Annotated in this window: 21 protein-coding genes, 1 pseudogene and 1 riboswitch; of the genes and pseudogenes, 1 reads left to right on the plus strand and 21 read right to left on the minus strand. The window is 36.8% G+C overall.

All coding sequences use genetic code 11. The features are described 5' to 3' along the window. On the minus strand, positions 1-1,212 hold the full coding sequence (locus ABF682_RS04545; RefSeq protein ID WP_415619127.1) for a CCA tRNA nucleotidyltransferase: 1,212 nt from the start codon (positions 1,210-1,212) through the stop codon (positions 1-3). Beyond that, positions 1,209-1,997, minus strand: coding sequence for a 4-hydroxy-tetrahydrodipicolinate reductase (gene dapB, locus ABF682_RS04550; RefSeq protein WP_289976981.1), 789 nt, complete (start codon positions 1,995-1,997; stop codon positions 1,209-1,211). The genes ABF682_RS04545 and dapB overlap by 4 nt, the downstream gene beginning before the upstream one ends. Before the next feature lie 170 nt (positions 1,998-2,167). Here dapB and ABF682_RS04555 point away from each other — a divergent pair, with 170 nt between their 5' ends. Next, entirely contained in the window at positions 2,168-3,055 is an 888-nt protein-coding gene (locus tag ABF682_RS04555; protein WP_289976984.1) for a YitT family protein, read from the plus strand. Between the two features lie 285 nt (positions 3,056-3,340). Here ABF682_RS04555 and ABF682_RS04560 read toward each other — a convergent pair whose 3' ends face one another. The 19 genes and pseudogenes from ABF682_RS04560 to pyk form a co-directional block, all read right to left on the minus strand. Continuing rightward, a complete protein-coding gene (locus ABF682_RS04560) occupies positions 3,341-4,606 on the minus strand; it encodes a tetratricopeptide repeat protein (protein WP_415619128.1) in 1,266 nt (421 codons plus the stop codon). 224 nt (positions 4,607-4,830) lie between these two features. Beyond that, a pseudogene (locus ABF682_RS04565) lies at positions 4,831-5,982 on the minus strand (RNA-guided endonuclease TnpB family protein). A 278-nt stretch (positions 5,983-6,260) separates the two neighbouring features. Then, complete coding sequence (locus tag ABF682_RS04570; RefSeq protein WP_289976987.1) at positions 6,261-6,536, minus strand: HU family DNA-binding protein; 276 nt, start codon at positions 6,534-6,536, stop codon at positions 6,261-6,263. A 238-nt stretch (positions 6,537-6,774) separates the two neighbouring features. Further along, entirely contained in the window at positions 6,775-8,085 is a 1,311-nt protein-coding gene (gene der, locus ABF682_RS04575) for a ribosome biogenesis GTPase Der (RefSeq protein WP_415619129.1), read from the minus strand. A gap of 137 nt (positions 8,086-8,222) precedes the next feature. Further along, positions 8,223-9,428 (minus strand): 30S ribosomal protein S1, encoded by a 1,206-nt coding sequence (gene rpsA, locus ABF682_RS04580; RefSeq protein WP_289976992.1) that lies wholly within the window; start codon positions 9,426-9,428, stop codon positions 8,223-8,225. 91 nt (positions 9,429-9,519) lie between these two features. After that, positions 9,520-10,191, minus strand: coding sequence for a (d)CMP kinase (gene cmk / locus ABF682_RS04585; RefSeq protein WP_415619130.1), 672 nt, complete (start codon positions 10,189-10,191; stop codon positions 9,520-9,522). A gap of 164 nt (positions 10,192-10,355) precedes the next feature. Beyond that, positions 10,356-10,964 carry a LysM peptidoglycan-binding domain-containing protein gene (locus ABF682_RS04590; RefSeq protein WP_289976994.1) on the minus strand — a complete coding sequence of 203 codons (609 nt, stop codon included), beginning with the start codon at positions 10,962-10,964 and terminating at the stop codon, positions 10,356-10,358. 90 nt (positions 10,965-11,054) lie between these two features. After that, positions 11,055-12,488 (minus strand): RecQ family ATP-dependent DNA helicase, encoded by a 1,434-nt coding sequence (locus ABF682_RS04595; RefSeq protein ID WP_415619131.1) that lies wholly within the window; start codon positions 12,486-12,488, stop codon positions 11,055-11,057. Then, the gene (locus ABF682_RS04600; protein ID WP_415619132.1) at positions 12,481-13,506 is read right to left on the minus strand and encodes a helix-turn-helix domain-containing protein; all 1,026 of its coding nucleotides are present in this window, start codon (positions 13,504-13,506) and stop codon (positions 12,481-12,483) included. The genes ABF682_RS04595 and ABF682_RS04600 overlap by 8 nt, the downstream gene beginning before the upstream one ends. Positions 13,507-13,654: 148 nt before the next feature. Further along, a complete protein-coding gene (locus tag ABF682_RS04605; RefSeq protein WP_289977000.1) occupies positions 13,655-14,233 on the minus strand; it encodes an ECF transporter S component in 579 nt (192 codons plus the stop codon). 105 nt (positions 14,234-14,338) lie between these two features. Further along, positions 14,339-14,459: riboswitch (FMN riboswitch) on the minus strand. Positions 14,460-14,519: 60 nt separating this feature from the next. Continuing rightward, the gene (locus ABF682_RS04610; protein WP_415619133.1) at positions 14,520-15,269 is read right to left on the minus strand and encodes a pseudouridine synthase; all 750 of its coding nucleotides are present in this window, start codon (positions 15,267-15,269) and stop codon (positions 14,520-14,522) included. Further along, positions 15,259-15,849 carry an SMC-Scp complex subunit ScpB gene (scpB, locus tag ABF682_RS04615; protein ID WP_415619134.1) on the minus strand — a complete coding sequence of 197 codons (591 nt, stop codon included), beginning with the start codon at positions 15,847-15,849 and terminating at the stop codon, positions 15,259-15,261. The genes ABF682_RS04610 and scpB overlap by 11 nt, the downstream gene beginning before the upstream one ends. After that, entirely contained in the window at positions 15,821-16,591 is a 771-nt protein-coding gene (locus ABF682_RS04620; protein ID WP_415619135.1) for a segregation and condensation protein A, read from the minus strand. The genes scpB and ABF682_RS04620 overlap by 29 nt, the downstream gene beginning before the upstream one ends. Further along, on the minus strand, positions 16,581-16,943 hold the full coding sequence (locus ABF682_RS04625) for an N-acetyltransferase (protein ID WP_415619136.1): 363 nt from the start codon (positions 16,941-16,943) through the stop codon (positions 16,581-16,583). The genes ABF682_RS04620 and ABF682_RS04625 overlap by 11 nt, the downstream gene beginning before the upstream one ends. An 84-nt stretch (positions 16,944-17,027) precedes the next feature. After that, complete coding sequence (xerD, locus tag ABF682_RS04630; RefSeq protein ID WP_289977698.1) at positions 17,028-17,915, minus strand: site-specific tyrosine recombinase XerD; 888 nt, start codon at positions 17,913-17,915, stop codon at positions 17,028-17,030. Positions 17,916-17,939: 24 nt separating this feature from the next. Further along, positions 17,940-18,398 carry a Fur family transcriptional regulator gene (locus ABF682_RS04635; protein ID WP_415619137.1) on the minus strand — a complete coding sequence of 153 codons (459 nt, stop codon included), beginning with the start codon at positions 18,396-18,398 and terminating at the stop codon, positions 17,940-17,942. Between the two features lie 32 nt (positions 18,399-18,430). After that, a complete protein-coding gene (locus ABF682_RS04640; protein ID WP_289977029.1) occupies positions 18,431-19,297 on the minus strand; it encodes a S1 RNA-binding domain-containing protein in 867 nt (288 codons plus the stop codon). A gap of 12 nt (positions 19,298-19,309) precedes the next feature. Continuing rightward, positions 19,310-19,768 carry a DUF441 domain-containing protein gene (locus tag ABF682_RS04645; protein WP_415619138.1) on the minus strand — a complete coding sequence of 153 codons (459 nt, stop codon included), beginning with the start codon at positions 19,766-19,768 and terminating at the stop codon, positions 19,310-19,312. 279 nt (positions 19,769-20,047) lie between these two features. Continuing rightward, the gene (gene pyk / locus ABF682_RS04650) at positions 20,048-21,808 is read right to left on the minus strand and encodes a pyruvate kinase (protein ID WP_289977032.1); all 1,761 of its coding nucleotides are present in this window, start codon (positions 21,806-21,808) and stop codon (positions 20,048-20,050) included. Positions 21,809-21,841 lie beyond the last annotated feature (33 nt).

The raw sequence follows: 21,841 nt of genomic DNA on the forward strand, positions 1-21,841 counted from the left end.
TCAATTATTCTTGATTTTTACCGCTGCTGCTTCTAATGAACCTAATTCGTTCCTTAACTCACCGCAGACGACTTTTTTCTCAATTATCGCTAAAGTCTTACCTAAAAATGACCCAGGAGTAAACTGTAAATCCTTAATCAAATTTCCGCCATTAATAGCCAACTCTTTTTTATTCTTAATTGGTAAAGCCTCATACCTACTCTGAATAACAGCAATATCTCTTGAAAAGCCTAACATACTTGCAACTGAAGCAGCCGTTTCAAATGCTGGTAACCCAATTGTATATAAATTCCATGCACTAATTTGGTTGGCTCTGAACAAGTTGAGCGCTGAAAAACTACTTTGAACATCTACTATCAACTCATTGGAACATTTCCATGATTTTAATAATCTACTGATCTGCTTATAATCATCATCCAGTGCCAAATAACATACAAGTGTCCATGCAGCAACATCATTTTTGAAATGTAGCTGTGCAAGAGAAAGCATGGTTTTAAGTACCTGTTCCATTGTATTGAACAGTGGACAGTACACAAAAAGCTTTGTCTCAAGGAATCCAGCTATTCCCTTTTTTGGATTCTTCCCCAAAAGTAATTTAGTCCATTCAACATTGATTCTCTCGACAGCGATTTTTTCAAGCAAGTGTGCATTCTCAGCAACTGCATTCAAAGTAGCTTCCTCAATTTCAAAATCAAGTTGGCTAGCAAATCGAACAGTCCGCATCATGCGTAAAGCATCTTCATGGTATCTTTCATTAGGATTACCAACGGCCTTTATCAAACCATTTTTTAAATCCTCGAGACCACCAAACAAATCAATCACCCCACCATCAAGACTGAGAGCCAAAGCATTGATGGTTAAGTCTCTGCGTTTGAGATCATCTTTAAGCGAGCGAACAAATTGGACACTGTCTGGTCTTCTATAATCTTGATAGGTTGACTCGGTTCTGAAGGTAGTCACTTCATAGCCTTCACCATGGTCAAGGATGGTCACAGTGCCGTGCGCTATTCCGGTATCAACTGTCTTCCTAAATATCCGCTTGATCTCTGCGGGGTAGGCACTTGTAGCAATATCAACATCATGCAGTGGTAAGCCTAACAGGGTATCACGTACCCCACCTCCAACAAAATAAGCTTCAAACCCTGCATTGCGAATCTTTTCAAGAATAATTCTAGCTTTTTGGAACTCAAGGGGCAGCTTATTTAATTTCATAGGAGGTTCTCAAGTCCTACAAGCAATTCATCATAGTCTCTTATCTTCTTCACTGCTACTGCAACCCCTGACATAAATGAGATACGGTCAAATGAATCTTGTCTAATTGTCAATGCCTCGCCTTGTCCACCAAACAAGACCTGCTCATGTGCAACATAGCCTGGTAAGCGGACACTATGGATACGCATCCCTTCATAGTCAGCCCCACGTGCTCCAATCAAGCTTTCCTTTTCTTCAGGATTTCCTTGAATTTTTTGCTTGCGAACTTCCGAAATTAGTTTTGCAGTATTTAATGCTGTCCCGCTAGGTGCATCCAATTTCTTATCATGATGCATCTCAATAATTTCTACATCTGGTAAATACTTTGCTGCCTGTTGTGCAAATTGCATCAAGAGCACAGCAGAAATTCCAAAATTAGGCGCAATCAATCCCCCAACTTTATTTTTCTTTGCGATTTTTTTTAGTTCATCAACTTGATCATTAGCTAAGCCAGTTGTACCAATAACTGGTGAAATATTGTGTGCAAGAGCAAATTTAACATTTTCATACACTGAAGCAGGTGATGTGAAATCTATCCAAACATCTACTTTGCTTTCATCGATTTCATCTGGTTTAGTGTAAACCGGCACATCTTCATTTTTAAAATCAGGTAATTCACTAAGATTTTTTTCAGTCGCTCTCGGATCATATACCCCAGTCAACTTAAAATCTGCATTCTCTAAAACCATTTTTGTTGTTGTATTGCCCATCCGACCTTTAAAACCAGCTACTAAAACCTTAATCATAACTATCATCCTTTTCACTTTTGTTTATTCTTATTTATTCTAACAGATTGTTGCTTTGCCTGCATCTGCAAGAATAATGAAATTCTGCTTAGCAAGTGCTCAGAGAAGAGCTATTTTAATAAAACTTATGTTATGCTCTTAAAAGACACTAAGTTCTTGGAGGTAAAAAGATGTATTCAACTGATTCAAAAGTTCGTCTAATTGATTTTATTATGATTGCTTTTGGCTGTGGGATGTATGCTTTTGGTTTCGTCATGATTAACATTGGTAACGACCTAGCTGAGGGTGGTGTAACGGGTATTTCGCTCATCACTCGCTATTGGCTGCATATTGACCCCGCCTTTACAACACTTGCAATTAATATTCCTTTAGTAGTTATTGGCTATAGATATCTCGGGAAAAAGGCACTTATTTATACCGTGTACGGCACCGTTTCACTTTCAATCTTCATCTGGTTATGGCAAAGACTGCCATTCTCAATTAATATTCACCATGACTTATTTATCGCTGGGATACTAGCTGGTGTGCTTGGAGGGATTGGCTCAGGAATTGTTTATCGTTTTGGCGGTACAACAGGTGGTGCAGATATTGTTGCACGAATTTTAGAGAAAAAGCAAGGTATCGCAATGGGGCGAACCTTGTTGATCCTTGACTGCATTGTTTTAACTGCTTCGCTAAGTTACCTTGATATCAGAAGGATGATGTATACCTTGCTAGCATCATATGTTTTTTCGAAAATTGTAACCTTTACTCTTGAAGGTGCATATACTGCACGAGGTGTCATTATAATCAGTAATCAATATGAACAAATTACAAAAGATATTATGGATATTTTGGAACGTGGTGTGAGCCATTTACAGGCAACAGGTGCATATTCAAATGAAACAAGACCGGCAATTTATTGTGTTGTCAGTCCAAGTGAATTGATGACTTTAAAACATATTGTAGCTAAACATGATGAAAAAGCTTTTGTTTCTGTCTTAACGGTAAATGAGGTCTTCGGCGAAGGATTTAGTTATTCTATCCCGAAAAAAAGAATTTTTAAGTTAAAGAAATAAGAGCCTGGACGTTATCAATCAATTCCTATGCACTAATAATAGATTACAAAGGAAGTATTTAGAGCTGGATCAAGGATAAAAACTTGCTCCGGCTTTTTTCATCTAAATTAAACATGGTTCATAAGTTAAAATTCTTTACAGCTAACCTTGAATTTTAACTTATGAACCATGTTTTTCTTAATTACGAATTATTCTGCATTCATGCGCACAACGAAAAATTTGTTTTACTGCCTTGATCAAACAAAATGATTCTGATTCTGATTTTGGATTATTGGTTAATACTTACTAAAAATCTTCAAGTAATTCATCCTCAAAATCTTGCATTTCCAAATCATCAGGTGCAAGTTCGAGATAAAGAGCAACATTTTCACGAGCTGCTTCAAGATTACCAACTCGTCGATTCAAAATGGCAAATTCTCTGAGGAATGTTGGATTATCATCGTATACACGCCTAGCTGCCTGATAATATTTAAGTGCTAGTTCATCATTATCAAGAGCATTATATGACTTTCCAAGATTCCAATAAATTTGCGGATCTATTTCGTCATTTTGAACAAATGAACTCAAAAAGTCAATTGTTTCCTGATACTTTTGCCGACTGACTAACAAATTACTGAGTTCAATTACTAATGTCAGACTGTCTGGTTCTAACTCGAGGGCTTTTTCTAGATACACCTGTGCTTCGTCAGGCTGTTGCAATTTCAAGGAAACCGCACTAGCCTTTTCATACAATTTAATATTGTATTGATCTACCCGTAGCCCCTCTTGCAGTGTCTCAAGTGCATTCTGCAAAAAGCCCAGTTGCTCATATGCAGTTGCTAAGAATGGATATAGTGTTGTGTAATCTTTATTATCTTTTTTTAGCTTTTTAAAACTTTCAATAGCATCTTCATAATTTTTGACTTGGAGCTGTGTAAACGCAATCTGGAAACGCGTATCTGGACTAATTTGCTCATCCTCTAATTGTTCAAAATATCCCAGTGCTTGCTCAAATTTGCCAACTTCCGCATATGCTTGTCCAAGACGCTGAACCATTGACACACCTGCTAATTGAGTAAATCCCATCTTGACTAGTGCCAAATATGATTCAATCGCCTTTCCAAATTTCTTAGTATTAAAATAAAATTCTGCTAGTCCAAAGATAACCGCCTCTTCATTTGGGGCAATCTGCAGTGCCTCCAGCAACTTGTGCTCACTGACTTCCAGTAAACCTTGCGTTTGATACAAATCTGCTGCAACCAAAAGTGAATTCACATAGGCATCAGAATCAGGCTTAATTGCAGATAAATACTCAAGTGCCTCATCATCATGCCCATCACTGACTGCAAGATCTGCCAATTGTGCACGTAAAATATCCTCATCTGGAAATTTGATTAGTAACGATTTATATGCTTTTGCCGCAAAATTAGAAAAGCCAAGCATATATAAATCTTCTGCCAAATTATAAATATCATCTGGATCAGCTTGCTTAAGAACCAGCTCAAAAACTTGAGCTGCTTCTTCAATGTTTCCTTCTTCAATTAAATTAACTACATCTTCAGAACGATTCATAAATTCCCCTTTTTCATTTGTTTATTCAGTAAAGTTAGTATGAAAAACTATAGGTTAGGACAGTGAAAAATGGCAAACAAATAAGACTTTATTTTAAAAGTACCAAGTCGATTTCTGGTTCTAGTGACTTACGTCGGCACTAAAGTACCGAGCTTCTAGGAACAAGCATAACTTATCTCATACATTTCAGTGTTCGACAGCGGTTTACTCTATTTTACTAAGGTTTAGCCCAAACCAAGCTTTAATATATTTTTGCTTGCATTTACATCTCTATCTAGCTGCGTATGGCATTGAGGACAAGTCCAAGCACGAATATCTAGTTCGTGTTTACCATCATCATATCCACAATTAAAGCAAATTTAACTAGTCTTGTATGGATTAACCACACTAAGGGCTTTACCATACCATTTGCACTTATATTCCAGCATTAATCTAAGCATTCTCCAAGATTGATTAGCGATTGCTCTAGCTAGTTTGTGATTCTTAATCATATTATTAGTTTTCAAACCTTCAATCACTATTTTGTCATAGTCTTTAACTAACTTGACGGTAAGCTTATGAAGATAATCTTTCCTCTGGTTAGCTATCTTTTCACTATATTTAGCTACCATCTGTTTAGCCTTGGTATAGTTCTTAAAGTTGGCTAGTTCTCTAGGTTCAACGACTTTGTTGTGTTTATCCCAAGCTATTTCTTTTTGTGCTAATAGTCTTCTTCTAGCTAGTCGTCTTTCCCAGTAGCGTTTCTTCTTAGCAAGAATCTGATCAAACCTAATTGTCGGATATTTAACAGCATCTGATGTGCTTATTAAATCGGCTATCCCCATATCCAAACCGACAGCTTGACTTGTCTTACCAAATTGTGTTTGGCTTTCACACTCAATTAGTAAAACACAGTAGAACTTGCCTGTTGGACTTAACTGGATAGTAATTGACTTGATTTTGTCATCCGTGAACTTTCCTCTGTACTTCATAATGCCTAATTTAGGCAGCTTCAAATAATGATTATCAATCAATCTAACATTGTTATTTATACATTTAGACTTAAAACTTTGCTTTGGAAATTTTCGCGACTTAAATTTAGGATATCCCCCAAGTTTTTTAAAAAATCTTTGGAAAGCTACAGCTAGAGTTTCACAAGTGTCTTGTAGTGAGGTGCTCTCAGCTTGTTTTAACCATGAATATTCTGTTTTTAATTGTTTTACTAAAAAGTTCATTGCAAAACCATTTAAGAACTTAGAATCTTTATTATTTTTATAACGCTTGCTTTGCATCTTCAACATCTGATTCCACACAAATCTAGTCGCTCCAAAGTTCTCAACTATTTGTTTTTGTTGTCCTAAATTAGGATATATCCGTAGCTTAAGCCCTTGATACATTCAGTTTCACCTCCTTTGATGTCAAGCTTTTCTCCAAAGCTCCAACATATTGAGAACCAATTAACAGAATACAATTCTGGTCGGTCAAGACACTAATTCATCTTACGCTTAAAAGCATAGGTTTTCTTAGTTACCGACCCTATAAAAAAGAGGAGGAAGTGTGATATAAGCCCGGAAAATCTTGACTTATGTTACACATTTACTCGCAATAAATAAATAGAAGGGCTCGATCAAAATTTAACTTTTGACCTAGCCCCCTGACGAATAAGTATTAATGCTTATTTAACAGCATCTTTTAAAGCTTTACCTGGCTTAAATGCAGGTACTTTGCTTGCAGGAATTTGAATTTCTTTACCAGTTTGTGGGTTGCGACCTTTACGGGCTGCACGATCACGTACTTCGAAGTTACCAAATCCGATTAATTGAACCTTTTCGCCTTCTGCTAACGTAGTTTGAATTGTTTCAAAAACTGCGTCAACAGCAGTAGTTGCATCTTTTTTTGTCAAACCTGTCTTTGTTGCAACTGTTTCGATTAATTGTGCTTTGTTTGCCATGTGTTTCACCTCCTCATACGAAGAAATAGGCACAGATAATAAATTATCTGTTGGCGTAATTTCGCCCTTATCATAATGACGAAACAATGACTAACAAATCATTATCTCTTTAAATAAGATAGCATATAAAGCCTAACATAACAAGGTTTTTCACCTTTTTTTAAGAAGTTTTAGCTTTTTGATAATTGTAAAATACTAGCGAAAAACTAAGTCTAACATATTGAGCAATTAATTAAAACTATTTACGCTTGCGCTCAATTATATGAACAGGTGTACCAGTAAAATCAAATGAATCACGAATTTGATTCTCTAAGAATCTTTGATATGAAAAATGCATTAACTCAGGATCGTTAACAAAAACAACGAAAGTGGGTGGTTTGACCGCAACTTGTGTTGTGTAATAGACTCTAAGGCGCTTGCCATGATCAGTTGGTGTAGGATTACGTGCAATTGCATCCATGATTACATCATTCAACACAGCTGAAGCTATCCTTCGTTGATGATTATCATTGATTTTCTTAATTAACTCAGGAAGCTTATCTAATCTTTGTTTCGTTACCGCTGAAACAAAGATTATCGGTGCATAGCTAAGATACTGAAACTCTTGGCGAATTTTTTCCTCAAATTCTGTCATCGTGCGATTATCCTTCTTTAACGTATCCCACTTATTGACCAAAATAATAATGCCTCGCCCTGCTTCGTGAGCATAACCGGCAACCTTTTTATCTTGTTCTCGGATTCCCTCTTCAGCATTTAATACTACCAATACTACATCTGAACGATCAATTGCTCGCATAGCACGCAAAACGGAATATTTTTCAGTATTCTCATAGACCTTCCCACGTTTTCTGATCCCTGCAGTATCAATAACTGTGAACTCGTCACCTTGAGTTGAAATAAAGGGTGTATCAATTGCATCTCTGGTTGTTCCCTCAATATTTGAAACAATCACACGATTTTCACCCAAAATAGCATTTACAAGTGATGACTTGCCGACATTAGGGCGGCCAATTAAACTAAATCTGATTGTGGTATCTTCTTCTTCAACTTGTTTTTCTGGAAAAGAATGACAGATTTTATCAAGTAAATCACCAACACCTATTCCGTGTGTACTGGAAACAGCTAATGGTTCACCAAAACCAAGTGAATAAAAATCAAAAATATCTCCTCGTAATTCTGGATTATCAACTTTATTAACTGCCAAAATAACAGGCTTGTCAGACTTATAAAGAATTCGAGCAACTTTTTCATCAGCATCAGTTATGCCTTCGCGAACACTAACAACAAAGACAATTACATCAGCCTCATCAATTGCAATTTCAGCCTGTTCTGTTATTTGAGTCAGAAATGGTTCATCACCAATATCAATTCCCCCAGTATCAATTAAACTAAATTTCTGTCCGAGCCATTCACTGTGAGCATAAATTCTATCTCTCGTAACTCCAGGAACATCCTCGACAATTGAAATTCTTTCTCCCGCAATTCTATTAAAAACAGTTGATTTTCCGACATTGGGACGACCAACAATTGCTACAACTGGATTTGCCATTTTTGCAACCCTCTTTTCTATTTAAAATTAAAACATACTTATATCAGCAAAAAAACGATAGATTTGTTCAACAATCTACCGTTTCCATACTAAAGAATAACTACTAGATTTATCATACTAGAAAAATATACAATCAATTAATCTTGATCCTTGTTCTTCAAATCACCAACAAGGTCACCTAGTGTAAAGCCAGTGCTCTCATCTGGAAGATCAACTTTTTCTTCAGAAACTGTCTCTCTTTTCTCTCCACCAGCAACACTTGGCTTTTCTTCAAGTGCTTTAATTGAAAGTGCCAATCTATGTTCATCTGCATGGACATTTAAGACCTTAACCTTGATTGTCTCACCCGAAGTCAAAACTTCATTTGGTGTAGCAATATGCTTGTGTGAAATTTGAGAAATGTGCACGAGACCTTCAACACCTGGGAACACCTCTACAAATGCACCAAAACTTGTAAGACGCTTAACTTTTCCTTCAAGGATATCGCCCTCAGCAACTTTTTCTGTAATATTATCCCATGGTTGTGGTAATGTCTGCTTAATTGAAAGTGAAATTCGATCCTTTTCAGCATCCACTGAAAGAACCTTAACCTTAACGGTTTCGCCAACCTTCAATACATCAGATGGCTTGTTAACACGTTCAAATGAAATCTCTGAAACGTGAACTAATCCATCTACTCCTCCTAAATCAACGAATGCACCAAAACTTGTTAAGCGTGCAACTTTTCCTTCAACAACATCACCTACAACTAGATTGGCTAATATCTCTGCCTTCTTAGCTTCATGAGCTGCCTTAACAATTTCCTTATGAGAGAGAATTAAACGATTCTCACTTGGTTCAATTTCGATAATCTTTAGTTCAAGTTCTTGATTCTTATATTGATTTAAGTCCTCAACAAAACGATCATCAACCATTGATGCCGGAATAAAGCCACGAACACCAGCATCAACTACTAGACCGCCCTTAACAACTTGTGTCACAGGAGCAGTAATTGTTTCACCTGCTTCAAACTTCTTTTCAATATCATCCCAGACCTTGCGTGCTTCAAGACGGCGCTGTGATAACAAATAACTGCCGCCTTCCTTGTCAGAACCAATACGGGAAATAACAACTAGGTCGATTACATCACCGATAGTTACATCGTCTGAGACCTCTTGATCGGGTTTCAAGCCAAGTTCCTTAAATGGAACTACACCTTCAACTCCTGCCCCTTCAATTCCAACAATAACTTGTTTAGCATCATCAACGGCCAAAACCTCGCCCTTAACAACATCACCAATTTTTACTTCATTCACGCTATTTAAAGCTTCTAATAAATCCTTGTTTGCTTCTGATTCACTCATGGATCATGTCCTCCTTAACGACTCAACTCTAATCTCTATTCTAGCTGAATTCAATCAAAAATTCCAGTTAAAATACACTTTTAGTTAGATTTCAAGCTTTTTTTTCAATTATTTCCATTATTTTGTTAACAACTTGCTCAATTGTCAGGTTCGTTGTATCTAATTGAACGGCATCAGCAGCTTTTGAAAGCGGTGAAATCGTTCTGGTAGAATCTTTACGATCTCTCTCTTCTATCTCTTGTTCAAGAACCTCAAGCGGTGTTTTGATCCCTTTTTCAATATTTTCCTTATATCTTCTCAAGGCTCTTTCCCGTACACTTGCCACCATGAAAATTTTGATTTCAGCATCAGGTAAGACTGTTGTTCCGATATCGCGGCCGTCCATTACAATTCCACCAGCATTTGCAATCTCTTGCTGCAAATCAGTAAGAGACTTGCGGACTGGAACCTGCGCAGCAACTGTGGATACGTTATTGCTAATTTCAGGCATTCTAATTTCTTCTGTGACTTCTTTTTCATTCACAAAGACTCGCTGCCCAGTAGCAGATGGTATAAATCTAATATTGATACTGTGTAAAAGTACTCCTAGTGATTTCTCATCATCAAGTCGAATTCCATCATGAATCGCTGCCCAAGTGACAGCACGATACATTGCTCCAGTATCACAGTATATGTAATTTAATTTGTGTGCAACAAGCTTTGCGACCGTGCTTTTCCCTGCCGAAGCTGGGCCATCAATTGCAACTTGTAATAACTTCCCCATCTTGACTAAACCTTCCTATCAAAACATTATTTTCTATCACTGCTAAATAGAGTTAAACCAAAAATCAAATTTTACTCTAATATCTTTCTTGCTTTTTAGCTAAATGTCTTCCATAAATCAAAAAAACCGTCTAACTTCAATCTTAATTTTATGCTGCACATCCATTATTTAATACGAATTGACTCACCTGCAGTAAGTGTTGAAGTTGAACTCAATGTTGGATTCAGTTCAAGCAGTTCTTGCATTGTCAAACCATTATTAACAGCAACACGATAGATTCCTTGACCAGCAACAACCGTTACATATTGAGCGCTCGTTGATGAAGAACTGGCTGTGCTTGTGCTATACGAACTAGAAGAACCTGCTGTTTCGGTCGAACTGGCTGCTGCCACTTCACTTGAACTACTTGAAGAAGCAGCTTCTGTATATTCTTTAGTAGAGCTGGAAGATGATGATTCGGCAGTTGAACTTGCTGAACTTTTCTTAGCCGATGATTCTTCCTTTGAACTGCTCTTCTTACTAGAACTTGATTCAACAACACCTACATTATCACTACCTCCAGAAGAAGATTGTGATGTCTTTTGCGAAATAAAATAAAGTGCGACCGTTCCCAAAATAATTGCAATGAACACAACTAACAATGATGTGGTTAGTACGCTGTTGGCCCGGTTACTCTTTCGACTTGCTGACCGTGAATAGTTACCGCTTTTGTCGCGAGCGTTGTCAAAAGATTTATCCCAAGGCTGTTGTTGGCCTGGAGTTTTTCGACTCATACAAATTTCCCCCTCAAATAATCATTTATTATTCTACCATACGTTACCGTAGCAAGTCATAATTCTTTACTTAAGAATTACGTTTAATCACTAAGTCCTAAAGAAAGAATCAAGAATTACCTTATAATTTGGCAGTGAATCACTTTGATATTTCCTTTTTTCAAATTTAAACTCATTTAAATTCAATTGTTTTCCTTTCAGCTGGCAACATTTGTCATCATGTCTAGGCAGCATATTCTCTCCGAAGTATCTCAGTATGTATTTTCTTCTGCAGCCTTCAGTTGCAATATACTGCAAAAGTACATTCAACTTCTCAAATTTTTCCTTACGCCTTTTGAAAAAAATATTTTTAATCGTGTCGATCTTCATATTTTGGTCAAAATAGTACTGCAAAACTTGATCCTTGCTGGACAGATTATCCTGCTTTTTTAGATTGTTAAAATTATCAATATCAAATTCATCTGGTAAACTATCTATGCTAAGCTGTTGCTGCAATCCAATATCTGTTTTTGAGTACAACAAGATTGCAATGCTTTTTTTCCCATCTCTGCCAGCTCTTCCAATTTCTTGGACATAGCTTTCTAAATCACTTGGAAAATGGTAATGGATGACATAACGTACATCCTGCTTATTTATTCCCATCCCAAAAGCACTAGTAGCACAGACAATATCTAATTGATTCTCCATAAACTGATGCTGAATTGTATATCGGCTCATTACACTTAAATCTGCGTGATATGATGCTGCACGCAGATTTGTCTTCATTCCTATCATTTCACTAATTCTATCGGCTTGCTTTTTACTTGAAAAATAAATCAAACCCGGTCCAGTGAGCTGAGAAATCAATTCTATCAAGTACTTATTTTTCTCTGTGACAGTTGGTGATTCATGGACCACCAGGAATATATTAGGACGGTCAACAGAGTAGCGAATTGTCCGTGGTGTCTCACTGCTGTCAAATAAACTAGTCTGGATATCTTGTGCAACTTTATTCGTCGCTGTTGCAGTCAAGGCTAACGTTAGCGGATTATGCAATAATTTTCGGAAATGCTTGATCTGCAAATAATCTGGGCGAAAATCAGGTCCCCATTGAGAAATACAGTGTGCTTCATCGACAACTAAAAGCCCAATATCGATTGTTACTAGTTGAGCTGCGACTTTATCATTTTTTAGCATTTCTGGTGATAAGTAAATAAACGAATATGACGCAAGATTATGCAAAATAAAATTTCTTTCGCTATATGACAATTCTGATGTCAATGCAGTAACTTTTTTTTCGCCAATATATTTCAATTGTTCTACTTGATCATTCATCAAAGACAGTAGCGGGGAGATTATCAAGACTGTCTTCTTAAGAATTTTGCCACTTAGCTGATAACATAATGACTTACCCATACCTGTTGGCAAGATACCTAACGTTGAATGATTGGCAAGCAAATTTTTGATGATTTCAAGTTGTCCTTTTTTAAATTCGGAATATCCAAAATATTGTTTTAGTAATCCCTTTAATTTCAGATCATTCAATTTTTTTACTCCTTTCAATCTGAAATAGCCTAAATTTAAAAAACTCAATTCGATTGTCCAACTGCTCATAATTCCAGTCAATTGCCACACCCGAAAAAGCACCCTTTAAAATAGCATAATCATTCGCGGTGATTAGCCTACTATATGCAAAATCATCGCGCAAAATTGCACTTTCCAGCAAATGTTCTTTAATTGTACTCACTTTTAAGTTACGCTTTTTTGCAATTTGCTCTAGACTCTGATTTTCGTTAAACATTTGATAAGTAATCAAAGTACTCTTGGATAATTTCTCCGTAGTATTCAAGGGAATTACCAATTGTCTAAAAACAGAATCTTCCTTTAAAAGAAAAAAAGCAAATTGCGTGCTTAGATCACGCCATAGCGAGATAACATCTTCCCGTGAAAAATGCGGCAGCAAAACCGCGACTTGTTCAGCTGTTTTTCCTATAATTCCATGACCACTGAAGAAAACCATAAAAACATTAGCCTCTTCTTGCGAGAAATGTGCTAAAAAACAATTGAGTAATTGCTTTAAAACCTTAGCCAATTCATCTTTATTTACTATTGTCTGATACCAACTCTTAAAAAAGAACTGTGCTCTAATTGAAGAGCCAACCACGTAGTAATGATGATTATGATATGACAGCTCAGATATCACTTGAATCACTAACGGCAAGAGTTCAATCCATTGCCTTTCATTTATATGCTGAAAAAGTGAAGGTTCAGTTATTATGTAATTCTTCTTTTGATAACTTTCTTTCTGAATAGTTCCCGTTTCTGATAAGACAAGGCCTTTCGGAGCCGCTACAAGATATTTTGCCTTGCGCAAATTATTTATTTGTAAATCAAATTGTTTTTCATTTAATTCAGGTTCAACATTCAACCAATCTAACAGATGATACTGCATTCCCCAATATAGGCTTGAGACAGTTCTCTTATTCCCTAATACTTGCCTGATTACTGCACTCCTTCTTGGTTGGGTATTCGAGAAAAAAAGTAACCATTTTTTTTCGTTCACTAATAAGTCTCCTTTATATATTCTACAATTATTCTACAATATTAATACGTATTTAGTTAGTATCGTTACTTTTATCTGCAAAAAAATAAAAAAAACAGAACTAGAAGTTTTTTTACTTCTAACTCTGCGTAAAATCGATCCAATAATGTTACTTCAGTACAACCGATTGCTTAACAATCCAGTCCTTCATCTTAATAAACAAGGTCCAAAATACTATTCCGACCAAAAGTCCCTTAATCAAATTGAAAGGAACAACTCCAATTAACACAAACTTTGCCAATGGCATAGATAACTTCATCCCTAATACACTCATATACAGTGGCATAATTACAAAATAGTTGGCTAATGATAAGATTACCGTTAAGCTCATCGTCCCCAAGAAAACAGAACGAACAATATTCCAGATACGCGCATCGTGATGCTTACGCAACGCATAAAAAATTGGTAATGTAAGTGTCATCGAAGCAATAAAGTTAGTCACCACCCCAATTAAGTTATCAATCGATGGACCAGAAATTAAAAAATATAGGATTGAACGAATTAAAGCAATTTCAATTCCTCCAAGCGGCCCAAGAATAAACATTCCAAAAAGAATTGGTAAATCTGAAAAATCAACCTTCATATAAGGAACTAGCGGAACTACCACAAAAGATAAGAACATTAACAAGTATGAAATACCTGCTAAACTAGCGGAAATAACATAACGACGTGTAGCTGTATAGACCATCAAAAAACCTCCTGATGTTCATCTTCACGGATCTTATTTGAGATACAAAAAAGCCCTGCTGATCAGAGACCAACAGGGTTCAATTGACTTTTACAATCAAATAAGCCCTATCTTCTTTATCCAGACTTTACTGTCGGTTTTGGATTTGCACCAAATCAACTGCACGAATGCAGGTCGCGGACTGTCACCGCCGGTCGGGAGTTTCACCCTGCCCCTGAAGATAAACCATATTATTTTTATTACAACTAAATCTTAGCATTGTCTAAAGAATAATGCAACCATTTATTTACTTACTTTTTAGACGCTTAATTTCGTCATGTGTTAACTCTCTAAAATCACCAGAGGTTAAACCATCTAAGGTCAAAAAACCATATGTTTCACGTTTTAATTTTTCAACGGGATGACCAATTGCATCAAACATCTTTTTAACTTGATGATACCGACCCTCGTGAATTGTCAATGAAACAAGAGCCTTTTTCTTTTTCTGGTCTGCTGATAACAATCTTGCTTTTGCTGGTGAAGTCTTTTTTCCCTCAACCATCATACCCAAGCGTAGTTTCTTAAAGTCTTCATTTTCAGGTATACCGGAAACCTTAGCAACATAGGTTTTATCAATCTTGTTTCTTGGGTGCATTAACTTGTTGGCCAAATCACCATCATTAGTCATCAAGAGCAACCCAGAAGTATCATAGTCGAGTCTTCCTACCGGATAAATTCGTTGCTCAATCTTCTTAAAATAATCAGTTACAACTTTCCTTCCCTTATCATCACTTGCTGCAGTGATAACCCCACGTGGTTTGTAGAAAAGAAAGTACACCTTCTTCTCAGTATCCAAAGTCTTCCCAGCAACGACAACTACGTCACTGCCTGATACCTTTGTGCCAAGCTCATTGACCACTTTACCATTCACAGAGACCATCCCATCCAAGATCATTTTCTCAGATGCTCTCCTAGAAGCTACGCCTGCATTAGCCATAACTTTTTGTAAACGCTCATTTGATTCCATATTTGCTTCTCCTATTTTTTCATTCGCCATCTTCGAGGGTCTCATTAAATAAGTCTAATAAATTTTGTTCACCATCATTTAACACACCTTCTTCAGATACTTCCGGTAAAGATGGTAATTCGTCTAATGAATGTAGACCAAAATAATTCAAAAAATTTTCTGTTGTTTTATACAAAATTGGGCGCCCTGGTGCATCAAGGCGCCCAGCTTCTTCAATCAGTTCAAGTGCCAGCAGCTTTTGGATTGAACCATGGGATTTAACTCCACGAATCTCATCAATACGTACACGCGTAACCGGTTCCTGATATGCAATAATTGCAAGCGCTTCTAGTGCTGCCCGTGAAAGAACAGACATATTAGGAGCTTCGAAATAATCCCGTAAAAGGTCTGCATATTTGCTCTTAGTAGCCAAGCGATAGAATTCATTAGTTGTAATTACTTCAAGGCAACAACCTTGATCGGCTGCATATTTTTTGTTTAGCAGGTTAATCTGTTCTATCACAGCCGGCTTCATCAAGCCAGTCAATTGTGAAAGTTGTGCCAAAGATATTCCTTCATTTCCCGCAACAAAAAGAAGAGCTTCAATCTCTGCTTGAATTGTTGGTTGCATTAACTACACTCCTCAAAATAATGGTATCTAAACTCTTTTTTTGAATTATCTCAATTGTTCCTCTTTTTACTAGTTCCAGCATCGCTAGAAAAGAAGTCACAACTTTTCCAACTTGGACTTCCTCTTCAATAATCAAGGAATCAAAGGAGATAACAACCTTCTTCGATAAGTGGTAAAGAATATTTGCCATTTCGCCCTCTATTGTAAAATGTTCTTTCCTAATACTTCCTTTTTTGGCAATAACAATCTTTTTTCTAGTCATTAGCCGTATAAAAGTTTGCTGTAAGAGCGTCACAGGCTGACTGCCGTTGAGTAAAACCTTACGTGTTCCAGTTGGTTCATCCGACTGTTCTCTCGTATAATGTAAAGCCCTTGATTCAAAGAGTTCATCCAAGTTCTCAGCTGCCATCTGATAACATTGATGCTCCAAAAGCTGTTGCACGAGTTCTAGCCTTGGATCGTCAACTGTCCCATCATCTTCAAACTCATCATGATGCGGTAAAAGCAGCTTGCTTTTTATATTTAATAGTGTGGAAGCCATAACTAAATACTCTCCAGCTATATCCAATTCCATTGTCTGCATTTGATGTAACTGATCAATATACTGTGAAGTTATTTCTGCCATCGGAATATCATAAATATTCATTTGATTCTGCCGTATAAGATGCAGTAATAAATCTAAAGGTCCCTCAAAACTTTTTAGTTTAAAGATCAGCTTCTGATTCTCAAAACTAGTCGCCATCGTTATGATGCTCCCACTTGGTGATTAGTCCTGCTGTTTCGAGACTTCCCATCATCTTTCTTCCAGGATATAGCTCACATAATCCACTAAGCATATTGAAACTGACTCCTTCATTTCTTTCTGTAGGTGTTATTGCAATATGCCGTACCATCAAGATATCATCCGAAATTTCAACACCGATAATGCCAATAAAATCACCATTATCGTTCTTCCAGAGATAAAGGCAACGTTCATCTGCACCACTATACCAATTCAATTCAGTTTTCAGATGTGAATATTCCTTCAAGTCTGGGATAAATGAAAGTAATCCCATCGTTATTTTTTCATAATCATTTTTATACTTATAAAGCATGATGACCTCCTGTGGTCGCAAGAAAGTATTAATAAGTAAAGTTGCGTCAACTTTATCATAATTTTATTCTATAAACAATTTATTCTAAGCACGCGGGTGATATTTCCCATAAATTTCTGCTAATCTTCTTTTCGACAAATGGGTATAAATCTGAGTTGTTGCAATATCTGAGTGTCCTAAAAGCTCCTGAACAATCCTTAGATCTGCTCCATTTTCTAAGATATGCGTTGCGAACGAATGCCTCAGTGTATGCGGAGTAACATTCTTTTCTATTCCAGCCCTTAAAACATCTGCTTTTAGATTTTTCCAAATTCCTTGTCTCGTCAACTTCCTACCATGATGATTTAGAAATAGAAAATTACTTCGCTGTTTCTTCAATAACTGTGGGCGAATGTCATTCAAATACCTCTCAACCCATGAAATGGCCTGATCCCCAATTGGAACAATTCTTTCTTTTTGGCCCTTTCCAATTGTTTGAATCAATCCCAAACTTAGATGCAAATCTGCAAGCTGAATATTTATTACTTCACTGACACGCAATCCAGTAGCATACATCAATTCCAAAATAGCTCGATTTCTAAGCCCAAGAGGTTTTGATGTATCAGGCGAATTCAGGAGTTTTTCAACTTCGGCTGTTGAAAGTACCTCGGGAAGATGTTCACTTTTTTTGGGAGCATCAATTAATTCCATTGGATCACTTTGAATAATCCCTTCTTCAACCATATATTGAAAAAACTTTCTTAGGCTCGTCACAGATCGTACTATTGAACTTGTAGCCTTCTGCTGGTTAGATTCCAATTCCAGAAAATCGACAATGAGTTGCCTTGTAATAATCTTAAAATTATCAACTTGTCGTGTTTTAAGAAAGGCAATAAATTGCATCAAATCATTTTGATAGCTATTAACCGTATTTTCAGAAAGTCCCCGCTCTACTTTTAAATAATGTATATAATCTAAAATAGTATTTTTAATAAACTCACCCTCATTAATACTGCTTTAATGGCTCTTCTTCGCCAAGCAATCTGCACAGATACCATGAAAAATCAAACGATGATCCGTTACCTCGAAACCAAATTTGTTTTTTACCTTTTCTTCAACATCTAAAAGCAAGTCTTCATGAACCTCTTGAATTTTGCCACACACTTTACAAAGTAAATGATGATGAAAATGGCCCTGATCAGACAACCTTAAATCATAACGCGACATGCCATCTTCAAAATTAATCTTGTTCACTATTCCAAGTTCAAATAAAATCTCAAGTGTTCGATAAACGGTAGCTAGACCAATATCCTTCTCTCTTTTTCGCACGAGGGTAAATAGCTCTTCTGCAGAAAGATGTTTCTCATAGTTATGTAAAAGAGTGCTGACAGTAGCACGTCTTTGCGGTGTTAGTTTCAGACCAGCTTGATGGAGTTGAGATTCAATGTCAGTTATTTGTGTTTCCAAAAATTCCATTGCATTAACTCCTTCTTTCTTACATCAAATAGTTATTTCTCGTTAAGATACATCTTTCCATCGGATTGCTTTACCAATCCGGCCTTCATTAAATGCCCGACAGCCCGCTTGAATTGCCCTTTACTAACCCCAAAATAATCTTTAATATCTTCTGGTTTAGATTTGTCAGTGTAACTTAGCACACCTTCAGAATGCTGTAACGCTGCTAAAATCATCTGAGCATCATCACTGATTGCTTCATAGGCTCTTCTACGTAGCGAAAGATTCAATGTTCCGTCCGGTCTAATTCCAATTACACGAGCATTAAGATGTTCACCTAGACGTGGTTCACGGTCTCGTTCACTTGGATGAATAAAACCCAATTCAAAATCTGGAGTTATTACGTGAGTCCCTGCCATTTTTAAACGGTAAGCAACTGCTTCCACATTTTTATTTTTCATACTATCATCTGCTTTGCCAGAAATCCCTTTGAAAATTTCTTCACTTGCAATTGACCCCCAAAGGCGGCCCTTTGAATCAACTCTAAGAGCAATCATCAAACTATCGCCCTTCTTGGGCCAGAGATTTGTCAACTCAGGTAGTTCATCTAATGAAACCGCGACATCCTTATTTGGTAACCCAATATCAACAAACACACCTAAGTCACGCCTGCTGGAAACAACTTCTCCAAATGCATAACGACCAATTTGGCTAGTTGGAATTTTTTTTGTTATCTGCATTTCATGATTCTCATTTTCATATGCAAACCCAGAAATTAAACTACCGTTACCCAGTTCTGATTCAACCTCTTCTTTATCAAGTCTAAAAGTTGTCCCTTCACACTGTAAGAAATATAAATCATCATTTTGATCAGTTACACGAGCTTCTATAATGTGGCCAATCATTTTATCTTTTTCCATTATTTTCCTCCATTAGTTAAGACTCACATGTAACAAACTCATTATACAATAAGCAATTCCAGAAGCAATTACAGGTCCAGCAGCAACACCGCGCAAGAAGACGACCCCGATTATTGTACCAATCACCAAAGCAACTGTCACTTGTGGAGAACCTGACAGCAAGGAAACTCCTTGACGAGACAAAACTGCAACCAAAATTCCACACACAACTGAAATAAGACCTACAGGTGTTTTAAAAATCTGAATTAAGTCATTAAAAGTTATTTGTCCAGTAGCGATTGGGATAAGAATAGCAACCGAAATGACTGTTACACCCCAATTGATACCCTTTGTTTGTATTACAGGCATCCATTCATTCGTAAATGGAATTGCTTTCAATAACAAAACAACTACTGCAGCAATTGTAAGCGATGTATTCTTCGCAAAAAAAGCAACTAAAAAAATAATTCCCAAAAAAATCCAACTTTCCATTCTTTCACCCCAAAGTATATATTCGCTACCTATTTTACCCGAAACAATTATAAATTGCTAATTAATATCTAAATTTACTCAACAAAGCAACAACAAAAATCATTCCAAAAGTCACATTCTGCTGAAAACCTGCATACTTTTATTCCAACAAAATAAAAAAGCCATACCAACAGTTTTCTTGGTACAACTTTCCTATTGAGTTATGTGCTAAAATCAGAAAAAGTAACTTTGACTGCACATACTTCTCTTAATTAAGATTCAAGTTTGAATTTCAATATCCTAAAGCGCGCTTGAAGCACCACGATAAACAATTCCGCGACGTGAATCAACCGTTACAACTTCACCATTCGAAATCAATGATGTTGCATTTTCAGCGCCAACAATTACAGGAATTCCCATAGAGATACCTACAACAGCAGCATGTGATGTCAATCCACCGTTTTCAACGATTAAAGCACTGGATTTTTCAATAGCAGGAAGATACTCTTTGTCAGTTGTTTTTGTAACTAAGATTCCACCTTCAACAGCATTTTTGTTTGCCTCTGCAGCTGAACCAGCTACAACAGCTTTTCCAATAACTGTTTCATCACCAACACCTTGACCTACAACAAGCTTTGAACCGATTAATTGAATCTTCATAACATTTGTTGTACCTTTTTCTCCAACTGGCACACCAGCAGTAATCAAGATCAAGTCGCCTTCTTTAGCAAAACCAGCCTCTTTAGCTTTTTCTGTTGCTAAAGCAAACATATCATCAGTTGAAGCAGGAGTTTCTGCAAGAACAGGATGAACACCCCAATTGATTGATAAGCCACGGCGAGTACGATCATCAAATGTCACAGCTAAAATATCAGCATCTGGACGATACTTCGAAATCATTTGTGCTGTATGACCTGACTTTGTAGCAGCAACAATTGTCTTGATTCCAAGATTGTTAGCTGCTTCGGCAACGGCACGACCAACAGCTTCTGTGACATCTGTTTTGTCAAAATCATTAATTGAGAATGTATGATGTTCACGTAAAGTATTCTCGGCTTTGATGTCAATCCTTGCCATCGTTGCAACTGATTCAACAGGATAGTCCCCGTTTGCACTTTCGCCAGAAAGCATCGTTGCATCAGTACCATCAAAAACAGCATTAGCAACATCAGAAGCTTCGGCACGTGTAGGACGTGGATTTTCTTGCATTGAATCAAGCATTTGTGTTGCAGTAATAACTGGTTTGCCAAGAGCATTACATTTCTTAATCAATGTCTTTTGAACCAACGGAACATTTTCTACAGGAATCTCAACACCCATATCACCACGAGCAACCATCAAACCATCAGAAACCTTGATGATTTCATCAAAGTTATCAATACCTTCTTGTGATTCAATCTTAGGGAAGATTTGTACATGTTCCATATGCTTTTCTTCAAGTAATTCACGAATATCTAAAACATCTGCTGGTTTACGAACAAAACTAGCTGCAATAAAGTTAATTTCATTATCCAAACCAAAACGGATATCGTCTGAATCTTTTTCAGTGATACCTGGTAAATTGATTGAAACGCCAGGAGCATTAACACCCTTACGTGAACCTAACACACCAGCGTTCAAAACTTTACATACTAATTCTTTTTTGTCTTGATCGATTTTTTCGACTTGCATATCAATTAAACCATCATCAAATAATACATGGCCACCTACATGAACGTCATCAATCAATCCAGGATAAGTAACTGCGATCTTCTCACGAGTTCCTTCGATAGAACTATCCATTGAAATACGAACCTCATCGCCGATTTCATAATGAATTTTGCCTTCTTTTTGAACAGTTGTCCGAATCTCAGCACCCTTGGTATCAAGCATGATACCAACCATTTTTCCTGTAATCTTTTCTGCTTCATGAACGAGCTTCATACGTCCTAAGTGTTCTTCATGATCACCGTGAGAAAAGTTAAAGCGGAATACGTTGGCACCTGCTTCGATTAACTTAACAATTGTTTCCAAACTATTACTAGCTGGACCAAGTGTACTTACGATCTTGGTTTTCTTCATGAGTAAAATCTCCCCTTTGAATAATTTTTAAAG

Source organism: Liquorilactobacillus sp. (assembly GCF_047719775.1).
Classification (GTDB): domain Bacteria; phylum Bacillota; class Bacilli; order Lactobacillales; family Lactobacillaceae; genus Liquorilactobacillus.

Coding starts and splice junctions, on each gene's coding strand:
- ABF682_RS04645 (WP_415619138.1), bottom strand. CDS start 19,768: ATGGAAAGTTGGATTTTTTTGGGAATTATTTTTTTAGTTGCTTTTTTT.
- der (WP_415619129.1), bottom strand. CDS start 8,085: ATGGCAAATCCAGTTGTAGCAATTGTTGGTCGTCCCAATGTCGGAAAA.
- ABF682_RS04560 (WP_415619128.1), bottom strand. CDS start 4,606: ATGAATCGTTCTGAAGATGTAGTTAATTTAATTGAAGAAGGAAACATT.
- rpsA (WP_289976992.1), bottom strand. CDS start 9,428: ATGAGTGAATCAGAAGCAAACAAGGATTTATTAGAAGCTTTAAATAGC.
- ABF682_RS04625 (WP_415619136.1), bottom strand. CDS start 16,943: ATGCTTTATAAGTATAAAAATGATTATGAAAAAATAACGATGGGATTA.
- ABF682_RS04620 (WP_415619135.1), bottom strand. CDS start 16,591: ATGGCGACTAGTTTTGAGAATCAGAAGCTGATCTTTAAACTAAAAAGT.
- scpB (WP_415619134.1), bottom strand. CDS start 15,849: ATGCAACCAACAATTCAAGCAGAGATTGAAGCTCTTCTTTTTGTTGCG.
- ABF682_RS04555 (WP_289976984.1), top strand. CDS start 2,168: ATGTATTCAACTGATTCAAAAGTTCGTCTAATTGATTTTATTATGATT.
- ABF682_RS04610 (WP_415619133.1), bottom strand. CDS start 15,269: ATGGCGAATGAAAAAATAGGAGAAGCAAATATGGAATCAAATGAGCGT.
- ABF682_RS04605 (WP_289977000.1), bottom strand. CDS start 14,233: ATGGTCTATACAGCTACACGTCGTTATGTTATTTCCGCTAGTTTAGCA.
- dapB (WP_289976981.1), bottom strand. CDS start 1,997: ATGATTAAGGTTTTAGTAGCTGGTTTTAAAGGTCGGATGGGCAATACA.
- pyk (WP_289977032.1), bottom strand. CDS start 21,808: ATGAAGAAAACCAAGATCGTAAGTACACTTGGTCCAGCTAGTAATAGT.
- ABF682_RS04545 (WP_415619127.1), bottom strand. CDS start 1,212: ATGAAATTAAATAAGCTGCCCCTTGAGTTCCAAAAAGCTAGAATTATT.
- ABF682_RS04590 (WP_289976994.1), bottom strand. CDS start 10,964: ATGAGTCGAAAAACTCCAGGCCAACAACAGCCTTGGGATAAATCTTTT.
- cmk (WP_415619130.1), bottom strand. CDS start 10,191: ATGGGGAAGTTATTACAAGTTGCAATTGATGGCCCAGCTTCGGCAGGG.
- ABF682_RS04570 (WP_289976987.1), bottom strand. CDS start 6,536: ATGGCAAACAAAGCACAATTAATCGAAACAGTTGCAACAAAGACAGGT.
- ABF682_RS04640 (WP_289977029.1), bottom strand. CDS start 19,297: ATGGAAAAAGATAAAATGATTGGCCACATTATAGAAGCTCGTGTAACT.
- ABF682_RS04635 (WP_415619137.1), bottom strand. CDS start 18,398: ATGGAATTTTTGGAAACACAAATAACTGACATTGAATCTCAACTCCAT.